The following is a 19,611-nucleotide window of genomic DNA, read 5'->3' on the forward strand; positions in this document are numbered from 1 at the left end:
CCGGCCCCGCTGCGGCACTACCGTCATTGTGTTGACAATAGATATACGCCGGCGCAGTATCTGTACATCTTTTGTGTATTGGAGGGCATGGGCCATGCGTGCCGCCGCCATCAATCTGCGGGCCTTGCCCGAACAACGTGACCTGATCGACCAGGCGGCCAGCCTGCTGGGCAAGAGCCGCTCCGATTTCATGCTGGAAACCGCCTGCCGGCGCGCGCAGGAAGTGGTGCTGGACCAGGTGTTCTTCACCTTGGACGCGGAGAAATTCGAGCAGTTCAAGGCGATGCTGGATGCGCCACCCAAGCCGAATCCTGGTCTGGAGCGGTTGCTGGCACGCAGGCCGATCTGGGAAAAGAGCTGATGCGTCTGCCCTTGGCCGAACCGGTGGCGCTGACCAGCGCGCATCGGTTGGATGATTTCGGCTGTGGTGAAAGCGAGCTTGACGACTGGTTGAAAAAGCGCGCGTTGGTCAATCAGTTGGGTGGGGCCAGCCGTAGCTTCGTCGTGGCGGATGCGGACAATGTCGTGCGCGGCTATTACGCGCTGGCGGCCGGGGCGATTTCACATGAGCTGGCGCTGGGTCGCATCAAGCGCAACATGCCTGACCCGGTGCCGGCCATCGTGCTGGGACGTCTGGCGGTGGACAGGCCGGCGCACGGGCTCGGCCTGGGAGGCGACCTGCTGATGGATGCGGTGCGGCGTGTCGTGGGTGTCTCCGCGCAGGCCGGCGTGCGCGCCCTGCTGGTGCACGCGCTGCATGAACGCGCGCAGCAGTTCTACATGCACCACGGCTTCCAGCCTTCGCCATTGCAGCCGTTGGTGCTGATGCTGCGGCTGGATGCCGGCAGCCGTTGAAAACGGCAGGACCGCCGTTCTTTCGGGAAAACCGGGCTCAGGGTGCAGTTGCCCGGGAAACTGCACCCTGACTCCGGTTTTTCCTTCAGCCGGCGCGCACCGAGCGCACGATGGCAGCCGCGGCGGCGGCGGATTTCCTGACCTCGTCCCACTGGCCGTTGCGGATCCAGGCGTCGGACACCATCCACGAACCGCCGATGCAGACCACGTTCTTCTGCCCGAGGTAGTCGGCCGCGGTGGCTTCGGTGATGCCGCCGGTGGGGCACAGCTTCAGTTCGGGAATCGGCCCGGCCACGCCCTTGATCATCGCCAGCCCGCCCACGGCGGTGGCCGGGAACAGCTTGCAGACCCGGAAGCCGCGCGCCAGCAGCGCCAGCAGTTCGGTGGGCGACGCAGCGCCCGGCACCACCGGCAACGGCGCCTTGGCCAGTGCGTCGGCCATGTGCGCCGGCGTACCCGGGGTCACCAGGAAGTCGGCGCCGACGTCGATGGCCTGGCGCATCTGCTCGACGGTCAGCACCGTGCCGGCGCCGACCACCACGTCGGGAAGCTCGCGCTTGAGCATGGACAGTGCTTCCATCGCCACCGGCGTGCGCAGGGTCAGTTCGATGGCCGGCAGGCCGCCTTCCAGCAACGCGGCGCTGACCGCGCGCGCCTGGTCTAGGGTATGGACGGTGACGACGGGCAGGATGCCGGCGGCGGTGAGTAGGTGTTCGGCGCGGTCCTGGTGCTGGGCAATGGTCATGGCGTTGTTCCGGTGGAGCGGGCCGCCGTGCGGCCCGTGGAGGTCAGGCGTCCTTGGCTTCGTGCGGGGCCGCAGCGGCGGCCGCATCGTGGCCGAGCTCGTACTCGGCATCGTATTCCCAGACGCCGCCATCGGGCCGCGCCGGTCCGCAGGAGATCGAGATGGCGCCCTGGTCGGCCGGGCCGACGATGCGGCGGTTCATCGCGAACAGGTTGCGGCCCAGGTCGTTGCCGGCCGGCGCGGTGTTGGCGGCGATGCCGCGCGCCGCCCATTCGGTGGCGTCCACCAGCACTTCCAGCGTGCCGGCCTCGCCGTCCAGGCGGACGATGTCGCCCTCGCGGACGCGGGCGATGGGGCCGCCGCGCGCGGCCTCGGGGGTGACGTGGATGGCGGCCGGGATCTTGCCCGAGGCACCGGACAGGCGGCCGTCGGTGACCAGCGCCACGCGGCGCCCCTGGTTCTGCAGCAGGCCCAGCAGCGGCGCCAGCGAGTGCAGTTCCGGCATGCCGTTCGCCCGCGGGCCCTGGTAGCGGACCACGGCGACGAAGTCCTGCGGCAGGGCGCCGGCGGCATGCAGCTTGTTCAGCGCCTGCGGCGCATCCACGACCACGGCCGGCGCTTCGATCGTGCGGTACTGCGGCTTCACCGCCGACAGCTTGATCAGCGAACTGCCGATGTTGCCCTTGAGCAGGCGCAGGCCGCCCTGGGCCTCGAACGGCTCGGCGGCCGGGCGCACCACCTCGGCATCGGCGCTCTGCGCGACGGCCGGCGCATAGACGACCTTGCCGTCGATCAGCCGCGGTTCCTGCGCGTAGGCGCGCATGCCGCCCTCGGCGATGGTCTGCAGGTCGTCATGCATCAGCCCGGCGTCCATCAGCTCGCGGAACACGAAGCCCGGACCGCCGGCAGCGGCGAAGCGGTTCACGTCGGCCTCGCCATTGGGATAGACGCGCGCCAGCAGCGGCACGGTCTGCGAGAGCTGGTCCATGTCGTCCCAGGTCAGCACGATGCCGGCCGCGCGCGCCACCGCGATCCAGTGGATGGTGTGGTTGGTCGAGCCGCCGGTGGCCATCAGCGCGACGACGGCATTGACGATGGCGCGCTCGTCGATCAGCCGGCCCAGTGGCCGGAAGTCGTCGCCCAGTGCGCAGATCTCCAGCGCGCGCGCGGTGGCGGCGCGGGTCAGCGCGTCGCGCAGCGGCAGTTCCGGGTTGACGAAGGAAGACCCCGGCAACTGCACGCCCATCGCCTCCAGCAGCACCTGGTTGGAGTTGGCGGTGCCGTAGAAGGTGCAGGTGCCCGGCGCATGGTAGGAGTCGGACTCGGCCTGCAGCAGTTCCTCGCGGGTCGCTTCGCCGGCGGCGTAGCGCTCGCGCACCTCGGCCTTCTTCTTGTTGGGAATGCCCGGGGTCATCGGCCCGGCCGGTACGAACACCGCCGGCAGGTGGCCGAACGCCAGCGCGCCGATCAGCAGGCCCGGCACGATCTTGTCGCACACGCCCAGGTGGATGGTGGCGTCGAACATGTCGTGGCTCAGCCCGATGGCGGTGGCCTGGGCGATGATGTCGCGCGAGAACAGCGACAGTTCCATGCCGCCGCGGCCCTGGGTGACGCCGTCGCACATCGCCGGTACGCCGCCGGCGACCTGTGCGGTGGCGCCGAGGTCGCGCGCGGCGTCGCGGATCAGCTGCGGGTAGTGCTCGAACGGCTGGTGCGCCGAGAGCATGTCGTTGTAGGCGGTGATGATGCCCAGATTGGGCGTCACGTCGCCGCGCAGCCGGCCCTTGTCGGTCGGGCCGCAGGCGGCGAAGGCGTGGGCCAGGTTGCCGCAGCTCAGGCGCGAACGGAACGGGCCTTCGCGCAGCGCGGCATCGATGCCCGCCAGGTAGGCCGCGCGCGACGGGGCGCTGCGCTGGACGATGCGTTCGGTGATGGCGTGGATTTTCGGATGCAGACTCATGGGCTACCAGCGATGGAGGATGGGCGGGCGGATGCCGCCTTTTGTCTGAATTCCCGCGTCCGGGACAGCGGGCATTGCGTGGGACCGGCCTCGCTCACGCGCACCAGTGCACGCGCAGCTTGGTGCCGGGCGCGTCGATGGCGGCCAGGATCGGGTAGCGGCGCACGTCGCCGGAGGCGAGTGCGGCCTCGAGCACCTCGAGCTTCTGCTTGCCGCGCAGCAGCAGCAGGCGGGTGCCGATGGAAGCCAGGCCGCGCGGGGTCAGGGTGATGCGCAGGTGCCAGTCCCTGGCGACCGGGCAGCCGCTGGCGTCCAGCGCCGCATACGGCTTGCTGCCCTGCAGGGCGCGTTCAAGATCGCGCGAACCGGGGAACAGCGAGGCGGTGTGGCCGTCGTTGCCCATGCCCAGCACCACCAGGCAGGCCGGCTGCGAATGCTCAGCCTGCAGGTTGGCGTCATGCACGCATTCGGCCAGCGATTTGCCCACGCGCACCAGCGGGTCGAAATGTGCGCCTTCGGCCTGGTTGAGGAAGCTGTGGCGCACCAGCCAGGCATTGCTGTCGCGGTCCTGCGGCGACAGCCAGCGTTCGTCGGCCAGGCCGACTTCCACGCGCGCCCATTCCAGCGGCTGCTCGGCCAGCATCTCGTACACCGGCGCCGGGGTGGTGCCGCCGGACAGCAGCATGCGCGCGCGGCCGCGCTGGGCGATCTCGTGGCCGAGGATCGTCGCCATTTCGCGGGCCACGCTTTCGGTCCACTCATCCTCGCCGGAATGGCGGACCAGGGTGAGGCGTTCGGAAAGGGTGCTCATGCGGATGCTCCAGTGGGGGCCTGCTCCAGGTCCAGCGCGTACGCGGCCGCGCCGAGCAGGCCGGGGCAGGGGTGGACGATGGCCAGCGAGGGCACCTGCGACAGCGTCGCGGTGAAGCGGCCCTTGTTCTCGAAGTGGCTGCGGAACCCGGAGTGCTGCAGTGGCCCGAGCAGCCGCGGCACCAGCCCGCCGGTCAGGAATACGCCATCCCAGGCGCCCTGCACCAGCACGGCATCGCCGGTGACGGCGCCGAAGATGTCCATGAACACCTCGATCGCGCGCAGGGCGACCGGATCGCCGGCCGCGGCGCGTTCGCTGACCTGCGGAGGCTGCAGCTCCCCCGGATCCAGGCCTGCGATCTCGCTCAGCGTGCGGTGCAGGTTGACCAGGCCGGGGCCGCAGATCAGGCGCTCGTTGGAGACGCGGCCGAACTGCTGGGTGAGGATCTCCAGGATGCGGATCTGCTCGGGCGTGGTCGGTGCGAAACTGGCATGGCCGCCTTCGGTCGCCAGCGGATAGCAGCGGCCATCGCGGACCAGCAGGCCGCCCACGCCGAGCCCGGTGCCCGGGCCGATCACGCAGTAGTTGCGTGGTGCCGACGGCGCGGCCGGCTGCCAGGTGGCGCCGCCGATCTGGACCACATCGGCCGGCCGCAGCAGGGCCACCGACATCGCCTGGGCGACGAAGTCGTTGATCAGGTGCAACCGGGACATGCCCAACTGCGCGGCGGTACGCGAGCGCGAGATCACCCAGGGATGGTTGGTGATGCGCGCCTCGTCGCCATCCACGCGTCCGGCGACGGCGAACACGCCGCTGCGCGCGGTGGCGCCGCGTTCCTGCAGATAGCAGGCGGCGGCATCGGCCAGCGACGGGAAGCGCGCCACCGGGTATTCACCGATGCTGCCCGGGTCCAGCGGCGTGGCGGCCGAGGTGTCGGCCAGCGCGAAGCGCGCATTGGTGCCGCCTATGTCGGCAACCAGTACGTGTTCCGCGGAACTGCTCACAGCTCGTTGTCCACGCGGTTGTCGGCGACGATGGCCGCTGGCAGGAACAGGTGCGCCTGGTCCGGGCCCCAGCTGCCGGCCGGGTAGGGTTCCATCGGCAGGTTGGCGGCCTTCCAGGCATCGCTGACGCTGTCGATCCAGGCCCAGGCCGCGCGCACCTCGTCGTCGCGCACGAACAGCGCGTGGTTGCCGTTGAATGCGTCCAGGAACAGGCGTTCGTAGGCGATGCGGCGGTGCAGGCCGGTCGGCACCGACAGCTCCAGTTCCAGCGGCTGCAGTTCCAGCGCGCCCCATTCCGGGCCGGCCAGCGAGCTCATCAGCCCCAGCTGGATGTTCTCCTGCGGCTGCAACTGGAAGGTCAGGCGGTTGGGCTGGGCATGGCGGCGGTCGGGACGTTCGAACAGCCAGTGCGTGACCGGCTTGAGGTTGACCTCGATGCGGGTGGTGCGCTCGGGCAGGCGCTTGCCGGTGACCAGGTGGAACGGCACGCCGGCCCAGCGCCAGTTGTCGATGTGCGCGGTGACGCCGACGAAGGTTTCGGCCTCGCTGCCTTCCGGCGGCTGGTAGGCCTGCGCCGGCTGGCCGTTGATGGTGCCGGCGGTATAGCGGCCGCGCACGCTGTCCTTGGCGGCATGGCGGGCGTCGAGCGGGCGCAGCGCGCGCAGCACCTTGACCTTCTCGTCGCGGATGCGGTCGGCCTCCAGCGAGGCCGGCGGCTCCATCGCCACCAGGCACAGCAGCTGCAGGATGTGGCTCTGCACCATGTCGCGCATCGCGCCGGAACGGGAGTAATACGAGTCGCGGCCGTCCACGCCGTCGCTCTCGGCCACCATGATGTGCACCGACTCGATGTAATTGCGGTTCCACACCGCTTCCAGCAGGGTATTGCCGAAGCGCAGCGCCATCAGGTTCTGCACTGCCGCCTTGCCCAGGTAGTGGTCGATGCGGAATACGCGGTCCTCGTCGATCAGCGCGCCGATCGACTGCAGGATTTCCTCGGCGCTGGTGCTGTCCGAGCCGATCGGCTTTTCCAGCATCAGCCGGTGCGGCGCGCTCAGTGCCCCGCCCAGGGCCAGGCCCTCGCAGGTGGAGATGTACAGGCCCGGGGGGATCGACAGGTAGCTCACGCAGCGGCGGCCGTTGAACTCGCGCACCGCGTCGGCGATCGAGGCGGGTGCGCGCAGGTCCACCGAGCGGTAGTCGATGCGCCGCAGCAGGTTGTTGATGTCGTCCTGGCTGGCCTGCGGCAGCGCCTGTTCCAGCCGCGGCCGCAGGATGTCGTGGAATTTTTCGGTGTCGTGCGGCGACAGGGCCATCGCGCGCACCCGGAAGTCCTCGGGGAGCAGGCCGTCGCCCAGCAGGCGCAGCAGGGAGGGGAAGAGATAGCGCTGGGCCAGATCGCCTGTGGCACCGAACAGGAGGAGGGTGTCGTGCATGGTCCGAGTTTCGTGGTCTGGTGACATCGTTGTCAATCGCCCTTCGCTATGTTCTGGTTGCTGTTCCGGTGAGGGTTCCGCGGCCTTCGGTCGCGCTTGTGCCGGCCCTGGACGAACGGGGCGGGGCAGGCTCGAATGGAGTGCGCCCCGGGCGCATGGAGGCGGGCCGGCATGGGCTTCCACGGGCGCTGCCGCGAACCGTTGATGGTGCCATGGGAAAACGTTTGCGTGGCAGAATGTTTCCACTGTATTCGTATTCGGGAGCGACCATCCCGGGGCGTTGGCGGCAGGCGTCGCCATCCACTTCGCCGGTCGCCGCGGTGCGATCGGAATGAATGAGGCAGACGATGGCGGACGTGCGGTTCGACGGGGTGCGCAAGGTCTACGACAACGGCCAGGTCGCCGTGCACGGGGCCAGTTTCGATATCGCCGACGGCGAGTTGATGGTCCTGGTGGGGCCGTCGGGCTGCGGCAAGTCCACCCTGCTGCGGATGGTGGCCGGGCTGGAGGAAATAAGCGCCGGCACATTGTCCATCGGCGGGCGCGTGGTCAACGACGTGGCGCCGAAAGACCGCGACATCGCCATGGTGTTCCAGAACTACGCGCTCTACCCGCACATGACCGTGGCCGAGAACCTGGCCTTCGGGCTGAAGCTGCGCGGGCACGACAAGGCCGAAATCGCGCGCCGCGTGCAGGCCGCCGCTGACATGCTGGGGCTGGACGGGATGCTCGACAAGCTGCCGCGGGCGATGTCCGGCGGCCAACGCCAGCGCGTGGCGCTGGGGCGCGCGCTGGTGCGCGAGCCGGCGGTGTTCCTGCTGGACGAGCCCTTGTCCAACCTCGATGCCAAGCTGCGCCACTCGGTGCGCACCGAGATCGCGCAGCTGCACCGCAAGCTGGGCACGACGATGATCTACGTCACCCACGACCAGGTCGAGGCGATGACCCTGGGGCAGCGCATCGTGGTGCTCAACGACGGGGTGATCCAGCAGATCGACACGCCGATGGCGCTGTACGAGCGGCCGGCCAACCTGTTCGTCGCCGGCTTCCTCGGCAGCCCGGCCATGAACACGCTCCGGGGAAGGCTGCAGGCTGCGACCGACGGGCGGTTCGAGCTGGACATGGGCGAGGGCCAGCGGATCCCGCTTGGCCGTCCCTCGATGGCGCCGGAATGGCTGGGGCGCGAGGTGGTGGTCGGCATCCGCCCGGAGCACCTGCAGCCGGGGGGCGGCGAGGCGGCGTTCGAGGCGCTCATCGAGAGCATCGAGCCGGTCGGCAACGAGATGTTCGTCAACCTGCGCCATGGCGTGCGGCCGCTGGTGATGCGGGTGCCGCCGCAGGCGCTGCCGGCGGCAGGCGAGGGGATCGGCGTGGCGGTCGTGCCCGCGGCCCTGCACTTCTTCGACGCGGCCAGCGGCCTGCGCCTGGAGCCCGGCGCGTAGCGGATCCGCTACGCGATGCCGGAAAGCCGTTCAGGCGGGAGGCTGCCGCTGGTGGGCAGCTTCATCAGCGCGCCAGTCCGTCGAGCAGGTCCAGGCGCTGGGCCTCTCCACTACCGATTTCCAGCACGCCATCGGCCAGCTCCAGTGGCAGCACGGCCAGCGCCAGCCTGCCGGCGCTGCTGGCGACGGTACCGACGCTGGTGCCGGCCTGGGTCACCGCGTCGCCGGCCGTACTGGCGATGGCCGTATGCAGCAACACCAGCGAGCGCTTGGCCTTGCCCAGGAAATGGGTGCGCGCCACGATTTCCTGGCCGGGGTAGCAGCCCTTCTTCACGCTGTAGGCCGACAGGCGATCCAGTCCGAGCTGTTGCGCCGTCCATTGTTCGCGCTGCGAGTCGTCCAGCCGCGGCAGCCCGAAGCGCAGGTCCGATTGGCGCCAGGCAAGCTCCGCCATCTCCTCGTACGGCGCGTTGCCGGCCTCTGCCAGGCGCAGCGTACGCGGGCGCGCCGCACTGCCGACGTCCAGTTCGATGGCGCCGTCCTCCAGGCGGGCGAGCGCCGCGCCGCGGGCGAGGGCGGGGGTATCGAAGGCGGCCTCGACGGCGAGCGTGCCGGCAGGCGCCAGGTTCAGCTTGCGCCTGAATACGAAGCGCCGCAGTTGTTCGGCCATCGCCTCGGCGCCGCCATCGTGGCAGATCAGCAGCAGATGCTCCGGGTCCATGCGCAGCAGCTGGAATACCGCCAGCACGCGCCCCTTGGCGGTCAGCCAGGCATTCCATTGCCAATGGCCGTCGGCCAGCGACGCCACGTCGTTGGCGAACTGGGCCTGGGCGAAAGCGAACGCGTCCGGGCCGGAAAGGCCCAGCACCTGGGGCTGGCGCAGTGTGCGCAAACCGCTGAAAAGAGGGGCGAGGTTGTCAGACACGTGAACGGGGACTAAAATTTGTGCGTTGCGAGACCGATCATGATAGGCCAAACAACCCCCACTCCCGAGGACGGAACCGAAACCCTGCCGGAACCGGAGAAGCAGCCGCTTCCCGATGCCGGATCGGTCCCGCAGGAAATCGGCGGACGCGGCGGACTCGATCCGGTGCGCTACGGCGATTGGGAGAAAAACGGTCGCTGCATCGATTTCTGAGCAGCGTCAGCCAACGCGGCAACCGCCGCCCAGCCGAGATAACGAGTCAGCGAATGGCGAACAGACCCCGCCCCCTTTCTCCGCACCTGCAGGTGTATCGCTGGCAGATCCAGATGGCCACCTCGATCCTGCATCGAGCCAGCGGCATCGTTCTGTCCGTCGGAGCCCTGATCATTGCCGGCGGCCTGCTCGCCCTGATGATGGGCCCCGAGTCCTGGAACTGCTTCACCACCCACGCCGGCGCGTGGTACGGCAAGGTGATCCTGTTCGGCTGGACCTGGTGCTTCGCCTACCACCTGTGCAACGGCATCCGCCACATCGTCCAGGACTTCGCCATCGGCTACAGCAAGCCGGCCTTCATCCGCAGCAGCTGGCTGTCGGTGATCGCCTCGCTGGTCATCACCGCGCTGGTCTGGGCCTACGTCTGCTGCTTCGGAGGCGCCGCATGAGCAATTTCCGCACCCCCCTGAAGAACGCGCGCGGCCTGGGCAGCGCCAAGTCCGGCACCATCCACTTCATCCACCAGCGCCTGACCGCCACCGCGCTGGTCGCGCTGACCCTGTGGTTCCTGTGCTTCGTGCTGAGCCTGATCGGCGCCGACTACGTCACCGCCGTCACCGCCGTGGCCAAGCCGTGGAACGCGATCGCGCTGGTCGGCTTCCTGGTCGCCATGTTCTGGCACGCGCAGCTCGGCCTGCAGGTCGTGCTCGAGGACTACATCCACAATTCGCTGATGGCGCTGGCCCTGCAGACCACGGTCAAGTTCGTCGCCGTGCTCGGCGCAATCGTCAGCATCTTCGCGGTCGCCCGCGTCGCGCTTGGGAACTGATACATGTCCGCTTACAACATCACTGAACACAAGGTCGACATGGTGGTCGTCGGCGCCGGCGGCGCCGGCCTGCGCGCGACCTTCGGCTTGGCCCAGAAGGGCCTGCAGACCGTCTGCATCACCAAGGTCTTCCCGACCCGCTCGCACACCGTGGCGGCGCAGGGCGGCATCTCCGCCGCGCTGGGCAACATGGGCGAGGACGACTGGCGCTACCACTTCTACGACACCATCAAGGGCTCGGACTGGCTGGGCGACCAGGACGCCATCGAGTACATGGTGCGCGAGGCGATCCCGGCGATCATCGAGCTGGAACACTACGGCGTGCCGTTCAGCCGCACCGAGGACGGCAAGATCTACCAGCGCCCGTTCGGCGGCATGACCACCAAGTACGGCGAAGGCCCGTCCGCGCAGCGCACCTGCGCCGCGGCCGACCGTACCGGCCACGCCATGCTGCACACGCTGTACCAGCAGTCGCTGGCGCACAACGCGCAGTTCATGATCGAGTACTTCGCGCTGGACCTGATCTTCGACGAAGAGGGCGTCTGCCGCGGCGTGCTGGCGCTGGACATGGCCGAGGGCACCCTGCACCTGTTCCGCGCCCATGGCGTGGTGCTGGCCACCGGCGGCTACGGGCGCGCCTACTTCAGCGCCACCTCGGCGCACACCTGCACCGGCGACGGCGGCGGCCTCGTGGCCCGCGCCGGCCTGCCGCTGCAGGACATGGAGTTCGTGCAGTTCCACCCGACCGGCATCTACGGCGCCGGCTGCCTGATCACCGAGGGCGTGCGCGGCGAAGGCGGCATCCTGCGCAACAGCAGCGGCGAGCGCTTCATGGAGCGCTACGCGCCGCACTACAAGGACCTGGCCTCGCGCGACGTGGTGTCGCGCTCGATGACCATCGAGATCCGCGAAGGCCGCGGCGTCGGGGAGCACAAGGACCACATCCTGCTCGACCTGACCCACCTGGGCCCGGGCGTGATCGACGAGAAGCTGCCGGGCATCGCCGAGAGCGCCCGTATCTTCGCCGGCGTCGACGTGCACAAGCAGCCGATCCCGGTCATCCCGACCGTGCACTACAACATGGGCGGCATCCCGACCAACTACCACGGCGAAGTCGTGCGCAAGGTCGGCGACAACCCCGATGCGGTGGTGCCAGGCCTGTACGCCATCGGCGAAGCGGCCTGCGTGTCGGTGCACGGCGCCAACCGCCTGGGCTCCAACTCGCTGCTCGACCTGGTGGTGTTCGGCCGCGCGGTGGCCAACCGCTGCGCCGAGACGATCAAGCCGGGCGCGCCGCACAAGACCCTGGCCTCCGACGTCTGCGACAAGGCGCTGGGCCTGCTGGACAAGCTGCGCCACGCCAACGGCGACACCCCCACCGCGGTCATCCGCGACCGCATGCAGCGCACGATGCAGGCCGACGCCGCCGTGTTCCGCACCAGCAAGTCGCTGGCCGAGGGCTGCGGGAAGATGGCCGAAGTGTTCGATTCGTTCCAGGACGTGAAGGTCTCCGACCGTTCGCTGGTCTGGAACTCGGACCTGATCGAGACCTACGAGCTGAACAACCTGCTGCTCAATGCCGTGGCCACCATCAACTCGGCCGAGCAGCGCAAGGAAAGCCGTGGCGCGCACGCCCACGAGGACTATCCGGAGCGCGACGACGCCAACTGGATGAAGCACACGCTGGTCACCGTCGACGACAAGGGCAAGTGCAGCTTCGACTACCGTCCGGTGCACATGTACACGCTCACCGACGATGTCGCCGTCGTGCCGCCGAAGCCGCGCGTCTACTGATCCGGGGAACCTACGAACATGGCTGAATTTGCACTCCCGAAGAACTCCCGGGTCACCCAGGGCAAGCACTTCCCCGTCAAGGGCGGCGGCAAGAACGTGCGCACCTTCAAGATCTACCGCTGGAGCCCGGACGACGACCAGAACCCGCGTACCGACACCTACGAGGTCGACCTCGATGCGTGCGGCCCGATGGTCCTGGACGCGCTGATCAAGATCAAGAACGAGATCGATCCGACCCTGACCTTCCGCCGTTCCTGCCGCGAAGGCATCTGCGGTTCGTGCGCGATGAACATCGACGGCACCAACACGCTGGCCTGCACCCGCGCCATCAGCGACTGCGCCAAGGCCGAAGTGCCGATCTACCCGCTGCCGCACATGGAAGTGGTCAAGGACCTGGTGCCGGACCTGACCCACTTCTACGCGCAGTACGCCTCGATCAAGCCGTGGATCCGCACCCAGACCCCGGCGCCGCCGGACCGCGAGCGCCTGCAGTCGCCGGAAGACCGCAAGAAGCTCGACGGCCTGTACGAATGCATCCTGTGCGCCTGCTGCTCGACCAGCTGCCCGAGCTACTGGTGGAACGGCGAGCGTTACCTGGGCCCGGCGATCCTGCTGCAGGCCTACCGCTGGATCATCGACTCGCGTGACGAGGACACCGGTGCGCGCCTGGACGATCTGGAAGATCCGTTCAAGCTGTACCGTTGCCACACCATCATGAACTGCGCCCGGACCTGCCCCAAGGGACTGAACCCGGCGCTGGCGATCGCCGAGATCAAGAAGCTGATGATGGCGCGCCGCGCCTGATGCGCCGGTTTTCGCGATGCCCCGCGCATCGCGGCCATGGCGGCACCGGTCCTTCGGGCCGGTGCCGTTTTCGTTTCCGCCGCGACGAGGTCGTGGCATCGGCAGGTGAGCGATGAGCCCCGAAGACGAAATCGAACTGAAGAAACTGCGCTGGCGCTGCCGGCGCGGCATGCGCGAACTGGACCAGCTGTTCGGCCGTTATCTCGACCAGCGCTGGGGGCAGGCGCCGACGGTCGAACGCGCGGTTTTCCTGCAGCTTCTGGAAACCGAAGACGACAAGCTGTGGCGCTGGTCCATGGGCTACGAGGCCTGTCCCGATGCGCAGCAGGCCACCCTGCTGGAGTACATCCGCTCCCTTCCGCTGTGAGTGGCGGCCTTCGCGCTGGCAGGCCGGCGCCCTGCTGCTGCTCGGCCTGCTGGCCGCCGTCGCGCTGCTGAACTGCGAGCTGGAAGATACGATCGCCTGGCCGGCCGCGCTGCTGGTCTCCTGCTGGGGGCTGCGCGCGGCGCGGCATGGATTGGGCCAACCGGCCCGGCAGCTGCTGGTTCCGCCGGCGCCGGCCCCGGCCAGCCTCGATGGCATGGCGGTCGACGCGCTGGAGCTGCTGGAACGCGGCCCGCTGCTGGTGCTGCGCTGGCGCAAGGGGAAGCGGCGCGGGCAACTGCTGTTCTGGCCGGACACGCTGCCACGCGCACGGCGACGTGAACTGCGACTGGCCGTGCGCGCCGGCGCCGTTTCCCGTTAGCGGGCGGGGATGGCAACATGGCGCCACTCCACCGGCACACGCGCATGTTCAGACCCTTACCCGTCGCAATCGGATTGCGTTACCTGCGGGCCAAGCGCCGCAACGGTTTCATCTCCTTCATTTCCATGGCATCGATCCTCGGCATCGCGCTCGGGGTGACGGTGCTGATCACCACGCTGGCGGTGATGAGCGGTTTCCAGAAGGAAATCCGCGACCGCCTGCTGCAGATGTCGGCCCACGCGACTGTCAGCGCCGATGGGGAGCCGATGGGCAACTGGCAGCACGCGGTGGACGTGGCCATGCGTGACCCGCGCGTGGCCGGCGCCGCGCCCTACATCGAGATCCAGGGCATGCTGGCGGGGCCGCGCGTGCAGGGAGCGATCGTGCAGGGCGTCGATCCGGCGCTGGAGCCGAAGGTGTCGGTGCTGGGCGAGAAGATGCAGAAGGGCTCGCTGGACAGCCTGCAACCGGGTGAATTCAACATCCTGCTCGGCAAGGAACTGGCGGTATGGCTGGGCGTGGACGTGGGCGACAGCGTGGTGGCGACGCTGGCCGAGATCCAGGGTACCCCGGTCGGCGCGATGGCGCGGACCAAGCGCTTCAAGGTCAGCGGCATCTTCGAGGCCGGCTCCAACGAAGTCGATCGTGGCGTGGCCTTCGTCAACATGCAGGACCTGGAGCGGGTGCTGCGGGTGGACGGGGTGACCGGCGTGCGCCTGAAGCTGCACGACATGGACCAGGCCTATACCGTGGCGCGGGACCTGGCCCTGAACCTGGAGGGCTATTACCGGGTCAGCGACTGGACCCAGGAGAACGCCAACCTCTACCACTCGCTGCGCATGGAAAAGACGGTGATGGGCATCCTGCTGTCGCTGATCGTGGCCATGGGCGCGTTCAACCTGGTGTCCTCGCAGGTGATGCTGGTCACCGACAAGCAGGCCGACATCGCCATCCTGCGCACGCTCGGGTTGACGCCGGGCGGGGTGATGCAGGTGTTCATGGTGCAGGGCAGCCTGATCGGGCTGATGGGCACGGTGGCCGGCGTGATCGGCGGCATCAGCCTGACGCTCAACCTCGAGCGCATCCTCGGCCTGATCGAGTCGGCCTTCGACATCAAGCTGCTGCCGGAGGACGTGTACTACATCACCGGCCTGCCGACCGACATGCAGACCGGCGATATCGTGGTGATCACCGCGGTGGCGCTGCTGATGAGTTTCCTGGCAACGCTGTATCCGGCCTGGCGCGCGGCGCGCACCCAGCCGGCGGAGGCGCTGCGCTATGAGTGAGAACGCAAGCATGGAATCTGTGATCCGCGCCGAAGGGCTGGCCAAGACCTACGCCGAAGGGCGCATGCAGACGCCGGTGTTCGACGGGCTGGAGCTGGACATCCGGGCGGGCGAGACCGTGGCGATCGTCGGCGCTTCGGGCGCGGGCAAGAGCACGCTGCTGCACCTGCTCGGGGGATTGGATACGCCCAGCGCGGGCGAGGTCTATGTGGCGGGGCAGAAGATGTCGGCCCTGTCCGATGCCGAGCGCGGGCGCCTGCGCAACAGTTCGCTGGGCTTCGTCTACCAGTTCCACCACCTGCTGCCGGAATTCACCGCGCTGGAAAACGTGATGATGCCGCTGTTGCTGGGCGAGGAGGGGGGGCGTGATTACAGTCGCGGCTGGGTGGCATCCTGCGTGGCGCTTGTCTGCTTCGCCACGCTGGCGTCGGTCAGGAGCGGGCACTGGATTTTCCTGTGGCTTGCCCTGGGCCTGTTGCTGGCCGGGCTGCTTGGGAAGGGGCTCGTCGCGTACTGGAGCGGGCGAAGGAAGGTCGCCGCCGCCCGTCGACGGGCGACCGAGATGCTGGAGGCCGTGGGGCTGGGGCATCGCCTGCAGCACAAGCCCGGCGAACTGTCCGGCGGCGAGCGCCAGCGCGCCGCCGTGGCGCGTGCGCTGGTCAACAATCCGGCCTGTGTTCTGGGCGACGAACCCACCGGCAACCTCGATGACAAGACCGCGGCGACGGTGTTCGAACTGATGCTGGAATTGAACCGCAGGCATCGCACCAGCCTGGTGCTGGTGACCCACGACCGCAGCCTGGCCCGCAAGCTGGACCGGGTGCTGGAGCTGCGTGGGGCGCGCCTGCATCCGCTGGACCCTGCCGAGGTTTGATGGGGCCCGCATCCTGCGTGGGGCGGGCCGATTCCGATCCGGCATGCAGGCTGAACAGGCGCCGGACTGTCGCTTGCGCCTCACGGGGCGGGGTGCAAGATGACGGCGTATTCCCCAACAGGAGGTGTGTCGTGAAACGTCTGGCAATTGCTCTATTCGCCGCGGCTGCCCTGGCCGGCTGCGCCACCACCGGCAAGCTGTCCAGCAGCGAGCGGCTGGAACTGTACCGCGCCCATGCCGGGGCGCCCGTCAGGGATTTCCAGTACTTCGGTTCGCTCAACGGCTGGACCGAACTCGGCGACAGCGCGCTGGCGGTCTGGACCAAGCCCAGCGAAGCCTGGCTGCTGAGCCTGAGCGGCCCGTGCATGGATCTTTCCTATGCGCCGGCGATCGGCGTGACCAGCATGATGGGCCGGGTATCGGCGAAGTTCGACCGGGTGATCGTGCGCAGCGGAAGTCCCGGCATGGCGCCGATCCCGTGCCGGATCGACAGCATCCAGCCGCTGGACGTGAAGGCGTTGCGCGCCTCGGAAAAAGAACTGCGCGACGCCAAGGTCGAGGCGCGTGCCGAGGACCAGGGCAGCGGCGGCAACTGACGTCGCCGTGGTCGGTAGTGCGCAGAGGGCGGGCGGCTGGAGACAGCGCCCGCCCTTGTCGTTCAGGGGGCTTCGGGCGCGACGTAGCCGGCCGGCTTTTCCGCGCCGCCGCCGAACAGGAACTTGACCAGTTCTTCCTCCAGGAACGCGCGGTGCTTCGGGTCGCGCGGCGAGAGCCGGTTCTCGTTGATCAGCATGGTCTGGTGCGCCAGCCATGCCGCCCAGGCCTGCTTGCCGACGTTGGCGAAGATGCGCTGGCCCAGTTCGCCGGGGTAAGGCACGAAATCCAGGCCTTCGGTTTCGCGTTGTTGGTACTGGCAGAAGACGGAGCGGGACATGCGGTGTTCCTGTCGATGAAGCGGGCCGCCGTCAGTGGCGGTCGAGCAGCTTGCGGATCGGTGCCGGCAGGCCCAGCGAAGCCAGGTCGGCGCGGGCGACCCAGCGCAGGCCGTCATTGTCGCCCACCCGCGCGCGCAGGGCGACCTTGCGCAGGTGCAGCGGCTGCAGGTGCAGGCGGTAGTGGCTGAAGGTGTGGACGATCGGCGGCAGTTCGCTGGCGCCGTCGTAGTCGCCCTCGATGTTGCCGGCAAACCACGTGCGCAGGTCGGCATCGGTATCGGCCTGCGGCAGCGTCCACAGCGAGGCCCAGATGCCGGTGGGCGGCCGCCGGCACAGCAGGATGCGGCCTTGCGCGTCTTCCAGCAGCAGGGCGCTGGCCTCGCGCTCGGGCAACACCTTGCCGGGCTTGGGCGTGGGCAGCGAATCCACCCGCCCCTGCGCATGCGCCGCGCAGCTTTCCTGCAACGGGCACAGGATGCAGGCCGGGTTGGCGCGGGTGCACAGCGTGGCGCCGAAATCCATCTGCGCCTGCGTCCAGTCGGCCATGCGCCCTTGAGGCACATCGGCCACATGCTGCGCGGCCAGCGCCCACAGCGGCTTCTCCACGGCGGGCAGGCCCGGATGGCCGGAGATGCCGTGGTAGCGTGTCAACACGCGTTTGACGTTGCCGTCGAGGATCGGGAACGGGTCGTTCCAGGCCTGGCTGAGGATGGCGCCGGCGGTGCTGCGGCCGATGCCGGGCAGCGCCAGCAGGGCGTCCAGGTCGCGCGGCAGGTCGCCGCCATGCAGTTCGACGCAGCGCCGGGCCGCGGCATGCAGGTTGCGCGCACGGGCGTAGTAGCCCAGTCCGGCCCAGTGCGCCATCAGCGTGTCGTTGTCGGCCGCCGCCAGGTCGGGCAGGGTCGGGAACGACTGCACGAAGCGCAGGAAGTAGGGAATGACCGTGGCGACCTGGGTCTGCTGCAGCATGATCTCCGACAGCCACACCCGGTATGGCGTGCGCGGATGCTGCCAGGGCAGGTCGTGGCGGCCGTGGTGTTCGAACCAGGCGAGCAGGCGGGTGGCGAAAGTGTCGAGAGGCTGGCGCATGGCGGGCATCGTGGCGGTAGCGTCGCAGGAGCGGCTTCAGCCGCGAGGGGGCCCTACCGGGGAAGCTCCTTCGCGATTGAAGCCGCTCTACGGAAGCGAGCGGTGTTCAGGCGCCCAGCGCCTCCGGCAGCAGCGCGTCGACGAAGGCTTCCGGATCGAACACGCGCAGGTCCTCCGGGCGTTCGCCGATGCCGGCGAAGCGGATCGGGATGCCGAACTCGCGCGCCAGCGCGAACACCACGCCGCCCTTGGCCGTGCCGTCCAGCTTGGTCACGACCAGGCCGGTGACGCCGGCGGCGGCATGGAACTGGCGCAACTGGTTCAATGCGTTCTGGCCGGTGGTGCCGTCGATCACCATCAGCACCTCGTGCGGTGCGGTGTCGTCGATCTTGCCGAGCACGCGACGGATCTTGCTCAGCTCGTTCATCAGCCCGGTCTGGGTATGCAGACGGCCGGCGGTATCGGCGATCAGCACGCTGGTGCCGCGCGCCTTGCCAGCCTGCAATGCGTCGAATGCGACCGAGGCCGCGTCGGCGTTCTGGCCCTGGGCGACCACGGCCACGCCGTTGCGCTCGCCCCAGATCTGCAACTGGGCGACGGCGGCGGCACGGAAGGTGTCACCGGCGGCCAGCATCAGGCTGTGGCCCTGGTCCTTGAAGCGCTTGGCCAGCTTGCCGATGGTGGTGGTCTTGCCGACGCCGTTGACGCCGACGGTGAGGATCACGAAGGGTTTGGCGTTGGCGTCGATCACCAGCGGCTTGGCCACCGGCTGCAGCAGCGCGATCAGGTCGGCGCGCAGCGCGGCCAGCAGCGCGTTGGCGTCGGCGAACTCGCGCGACTTCATGCGCCTGCGCAGGTCTTCGACCAGCGCAGTGGTGGCGGGGACACCTACGTCGGCGGTCAACAGCGCGGTCTCGATCTCGTCGAGCAGGTCGTCGTCCAGCCGTGGGTTGCGCGAGAACAGGCCGCCGAAACTGCGGGCGAAGGCGCTGTTGCGCAGGCGGTCGCGCCAGCCGGTCTTGCCGGCCGGAGCCGCCGGTGCGGCATTGGCGGGGATCAGGCCGGCATCGCTTTCCGGTACGGCCGCCGCGGCTTCCACCTGGGCGGCGGCTGGGGCAGGCTCGAAAGAGGCGGGCTCGGGAGCTGCGGGCGCTTCCACCGGCTCCGCGCTGTCGGCGGGGGCCGTATCGATGACTTCCGTGGACGGCGCCTGCTGTTCGGCGGGCGAGGGGATGGCGGAGGTCAGCTCCTCGGCGCTGAACTGCGGGGGCTTGCCGGCCGCAGGGGCGTCCTGGGGCTTCTTGCGACGGAAAAAACTGAGCATGGATGAGAAAAACCGGGGCAGGGGCACATGCTACCACCGGCGTCGGGGCCGGCCGGTCCGCAGGGCCGTGAAACAGCTAAAGTCGGCGCATTGCCGGCCGATGTCGTGGCATGAACGCGATTTCCTCCATTGCCGCCTCCGGCATGCGCACAGCCGTCATGGGCGTGCGCGTGGCCGCGCAGAACATCGCCGTGCAGCCGGTACCGCCGGTGGGGCCGCGGCAGGTGCTGGCCGTGCAGGCCCTTCCCGGCGGCGGCGCCAGCGCACAGGTGACGACGGGCGGGGAAGCCCCGGACATGGTCGCCGACCTGCTGGCGGCCAGGACCTATGAAATGGCCTTTGCCGCCAATGCGGTGGTGATCCGGCGCAACGACGAGATGCTGGGGACGCTGTTCGACGCGTTCGCGTGACCGGTCGCCACCGGCGCGGCGGAATCCAGCCCGGGCAAGCCTCCGGCCACCCGCATCCGACGTGCAACCACGTAGGAGCGGCTTCAGCCGCGTGGGGCATTCGCATGAACCCCCATCGCGGCTGAAGCC

Annotated in this window: 23 protein-coding genes; 14 read left to right on the top strand and 9 right to left on the bottom strand. The window is 69.0% G+C overall.

Features of this window, described 5'->3' with window-relative positions:
* Positions 1-94: 94 nt before the first annotated feature.
* The gene (locus tag QMX80_RS00470) at positions 95-361 is read left to right on the top strand and encodes a DUF1778 domain-containing protein (RefSeq protein WP_055769418.1); all 267 of its coding nucleotides are present in this window, start codon (positions 95-97) and stop codon (positions 359-361) included.
* A complete protein-coding gene (locus QMX80_RS00475; RefSeq protein ID WP_282274543.1) occupies positions 361-855 on the top strand; it encodes a GNAT family N-acetyltransferase in 495 nt (164 codons plus the stop codon). Before QMX80_RS00470 ends, QMX80_RS00475 begins: the two co-directional genes overlap by 1 nt.
* Before the next feature lie 85 nt (positions 856-940).
* Here the strand turns inward: QMX80_RS00475 and eda are convergent, their stop codons facing one another.
* The 5 genes from eda to zwf form a co-directional block, all read right to left on the bottom strand.
* Positions 941-1,600 carry a bifunctional 4-hydroxy-2-oxoglutarate aldolase/2-dehydro-3-deoxy-phosphogluconate aldolase gene (gene eda / locus QMX80_RS00480; RefSeq protein ID WP_055769412.1) on the bottom strand — a complete coding sequence of 220 codons (660 nt, stop codon included), beginning with the start codon at positions 1,598-1,600 and terminating at the stop codon, positions 941-943.
* 43 nt (positions 1,601-1,643) lie between these two features.
* Positions 1,644-3,560, bottom strand: coding sequence for a phosphogluconate dehydratase (edd, locus tag QMX80_RS00485; protein WP_055769410.1), 1,917 nt, complete (start codon positions 3,558-3,560; stop codon positions 1,644-1,646).
* 94 nt (positions 3,561-3,654) lie between these two features.
* A complete protein-coding gene (pgl, locus tag QMX80_RS00490) occupies positions 3,655-4,371 on the bottom strand; it encodes a 6-phosphogluconolactonase (protein ID WP_055769408.1) in 717 nt (238 codons plus the stop codon).
* On the bottom strand, positions 4,368-5,375 hold the full coding sequence (glk, locus tag QMX80_RS00495; protein WP_282274550.1) for a glucokinase: 1,008 nt from the start codon (positions 5,373-5,375) through the stop codon (positions 4,368-4,370). Before glk ends, pgl begins: the two co-directional genes overlap by 4 nt.
* Positions 5,372-6,811: a glucose-6-phosphate dehydrogenase gene (zwf, locus tag QMX80_RS00500; protein WP_055769403.1), complete on the bottom strand. Its 1,440-nt coding sequence runs from the start codon at positions 6,809-6,811 to the stop codon at positions 5,372-5,374. The genes glk and zwf overlap by 4 nt, the downstream gene beginning before the upstream one ends.
* Positions 6,812-7,158: 347 nt before the next feature.
* Between zwf and ugpC the strand changes: the two genes are divergently transcribed.
* Complete coding sequence (ugpC, locus tag QMX80_RS00505; RefSeq protein WP_282274553.1) at positions 7,159-8,253, top strand: sn-glycerol-3-phosphate ABC transporter ATP-binding protein UgpC; 1,095 nt, start codon at positions 7,159-7,161, stop codon at positions 8,251-8,253.
* 64 nt (positions 8,254-8,317) lie between these two features.
* On the opposite strand, the gene QMX80_RS00510 is transcribed toward ugpC, so the two are convergent.
* On the bottom strand, positions 8,318-9,178 hold the full coding sequence (locus tag QMX80_RS00510) for a folate-binding protein (RefSeq protein ID WP_282274555.1): 861 nt from the start codon (positions 9,176-9,178) through the stop codon (positions 8,318-8,320).
* A 39-nt stretch (positions 9,179-9,217) separates the two neighbouring features.
* Here QMX80_RS00510 and QMX80_RS00515 point away from each other — a divergent pair, with 39 nt between their 5' ends.
* The 10 genes from QMX80_RS00515 to QMX80_RS00560 all read left to right on the top strand — a co-directional run bounded on the left by QMX80_RS00515 (position 9,218) and on the right by QMX80_RS00560 (position 16,320).
* Entirely contained in the window at positions 9,218-9,391 is a 174-nt protein-coding gene (locus tag QMX80_RS00515; RefSeq protein WP_082443607.1) for a DUF1674 domain-containing protein, read from the top strand.
* A 53-nt stretch (positions 9,392-9,444) separates the two neighbouring features.
* Positions 9,445-9,840, top strand: a complete 396-nt coding sequence (sdhC, locus tag QMX80_RS00520; RefSeq protein WP_273083870.1) for a succinate dehydrogenase, cytochrome b556 subunit — start codon at positions 9,445-9,447, stop codon at positions 9,838-9,840.
* Positions 9,837-10,220, top strand: a complete 384-nt coding sequence (sdhD, locus tag QMX80_RS00525) for a succinate dehydrogenase, hydrophobic membrane anchor protein (RefSeq protein WP_055769397.1) — start codon at positions 9,837-9,839, stop codon at positions 10,218-10,220. Before sdhC ends, sdhD begins: the two co-directional genes overlap by 4 nt.
* Positions 10,221-10,223: 3 nt before the next feature.
* A complete protein-coding gene (gene sdhA, locus QMX80_RS00530) occupies positions 10,224-12,014 on the top strand; it encodes a succinate dehydrogenase flavoprotein subunit (RefSeq protein ID WP_055769396.1) in 1,791 nt (596 codons plus the stop codon).
* Positions 12,015-12,032: 18 nt separating this feature from the next.
* Positions 12,033-12,818, top strand: coding sequence for a succinate dehydrogenase iron-sulfur subunit (locus tag QMX80_RS00535; RefSeq protein ID WP_055769393.1), 786 nt, complete (start codon positions 12,033-12,035; stop codon positions 12,816-12,818).
* Positions 12,819-12,930: 112 nt separating this feature from the next.
* On the top strand, positions 12,931-13,185 hold the full coding sequence (locus QMX80_RS00540) for a succinate dehydrogenase assembly factor 2 (RefSeq protein ID WP_055769391.1): 255 nt from the start codon (positions 12,931-12,933) through the stop codon (positions 13,183-13,185).
* Complete coding sequence (locus QMX80_RS00545; protein ID WP_282274562.1) at positions 13,136-13,564, top strand: hypothetical protein; 429 nt, start codon at positions 13,136-13,138, stop codon at positions 13,562-13,564. Before QMX80_RS00540 ends, QMX80_RS00545 begins: the two co-directional genes overlap by 50 nt.
* A gap of 44 nt (positions 13,565-13,608) precedes the next feature.
* Positions 13,609-14,850 carry a lipoprotein-releasing ABC transporter permease subunit gene (locus QMX80_RS00550; RefSeq protein WP_055769387.1) on the top strand — a complete coding sequence of 414 codons (1,242 nt, stop codon included), beginning with the start codon at positions 13,609-13,611 and terminating at the stop codon, positions 14,848-14,850.
* Positions 14,843-15,724, top strand: a complete 882-nt coding sequence (locus QMX80_RS00555; RefSeq protein ID WP_273083865.1) for an ATP-binding cassette domain-containing protein — start codon at positions 14,843-14,845, stop codon at positions 15,722-15,724. The genes QMX80_RS00550 and QMX80_RS00555 overlap by 8 nt, the downstream gene beginning before the upstream one ends.
* Positions 15,725-15,855: 131 nt before the next feature.
* Positions 15,856-16,320 carry a DUF6491 family protein gene (locus tag QMX80_RS00560; protein ID WP_055769383.1) on the top strand — a complete coding sequence of 155 codons (465 nt, stop codon included), beginning with the start codon at positions 15,856-15,858 and terminating at the stop codon, positions 16,318-16,320.
* Between the two features lie 62 nt (positions 16,321-16,382).
* Here QMX80_RS00560 and QMX80_RS00565 read toward each other — a convergent pair whose 3' ends face one another.
* The 3 genes from QMX80_RS00565 to ftsY form a co-directional block, all read right to left on the bottom strand.
* Positions 16,383-16,658, bottom strand: a complete 276-nt coding sequence (locus QMX80_RS00565; RefSeq protein WP_055769381.1) for an oxidative damage protection protein — start codon at positions 16,656-16,658, stop codon at positions 16,383-16,385.
* Positions 16,659-16,689: 31 nt separating this feature from the next.
* Positions 16,690-17,748: an A/G-specific adenine glycosylase gene (gene mutY, locus QMX80_RS00570; RefSeq protein WP_282274565.1), complete on the bottom strand. Its 1,059-nt coding sequence runs from the start codon at positions 17,746-17,748 to the stop codon at positions 16,690-16,692.
* 106 nt (positions 17,749-17,854) lie between these two features.
* Positions 17,855-19,072, bottom strand: a complete 1,218-nt coding sequence (gene ftsY, locus QMX80_RS00575) for a signal recognition particle-docking protein FtsY (protein WP_282274566.1) — start codon at positions 19,070-19,072, stop codon at positions 17,855-17,857.
* Between the two features lie 110 nt (positions 19,073-19,182).
* Here ftsY and QMX80_RS00580 point away from each other — a divergent pair, with 110 nt between their 5' ends.
* A complete protein-coding gene (locus tag QMX80_RS00580) occupies positions 19,183-19,482 on the top strand; it encodes a hypothetical protein (RefSeq protein WP_055769375.1) in 300 nt (99 codons plus the stop codon).
* Positions 19,483-19,611 lie beyond the last annotated feature (129 nt).

Source organism: Stenotrophomonas sp. PS02297 (genome assembly GCF_029959705.1).
Taxonomy (GTDB): domain Bacteria; phylum Pseudomonadota; class Gammaproteobacteria; order Xanthomonadales; family Xanthomonadaceae; genus Stenotrophomonas; species Stenotrophomonas nitritireducens.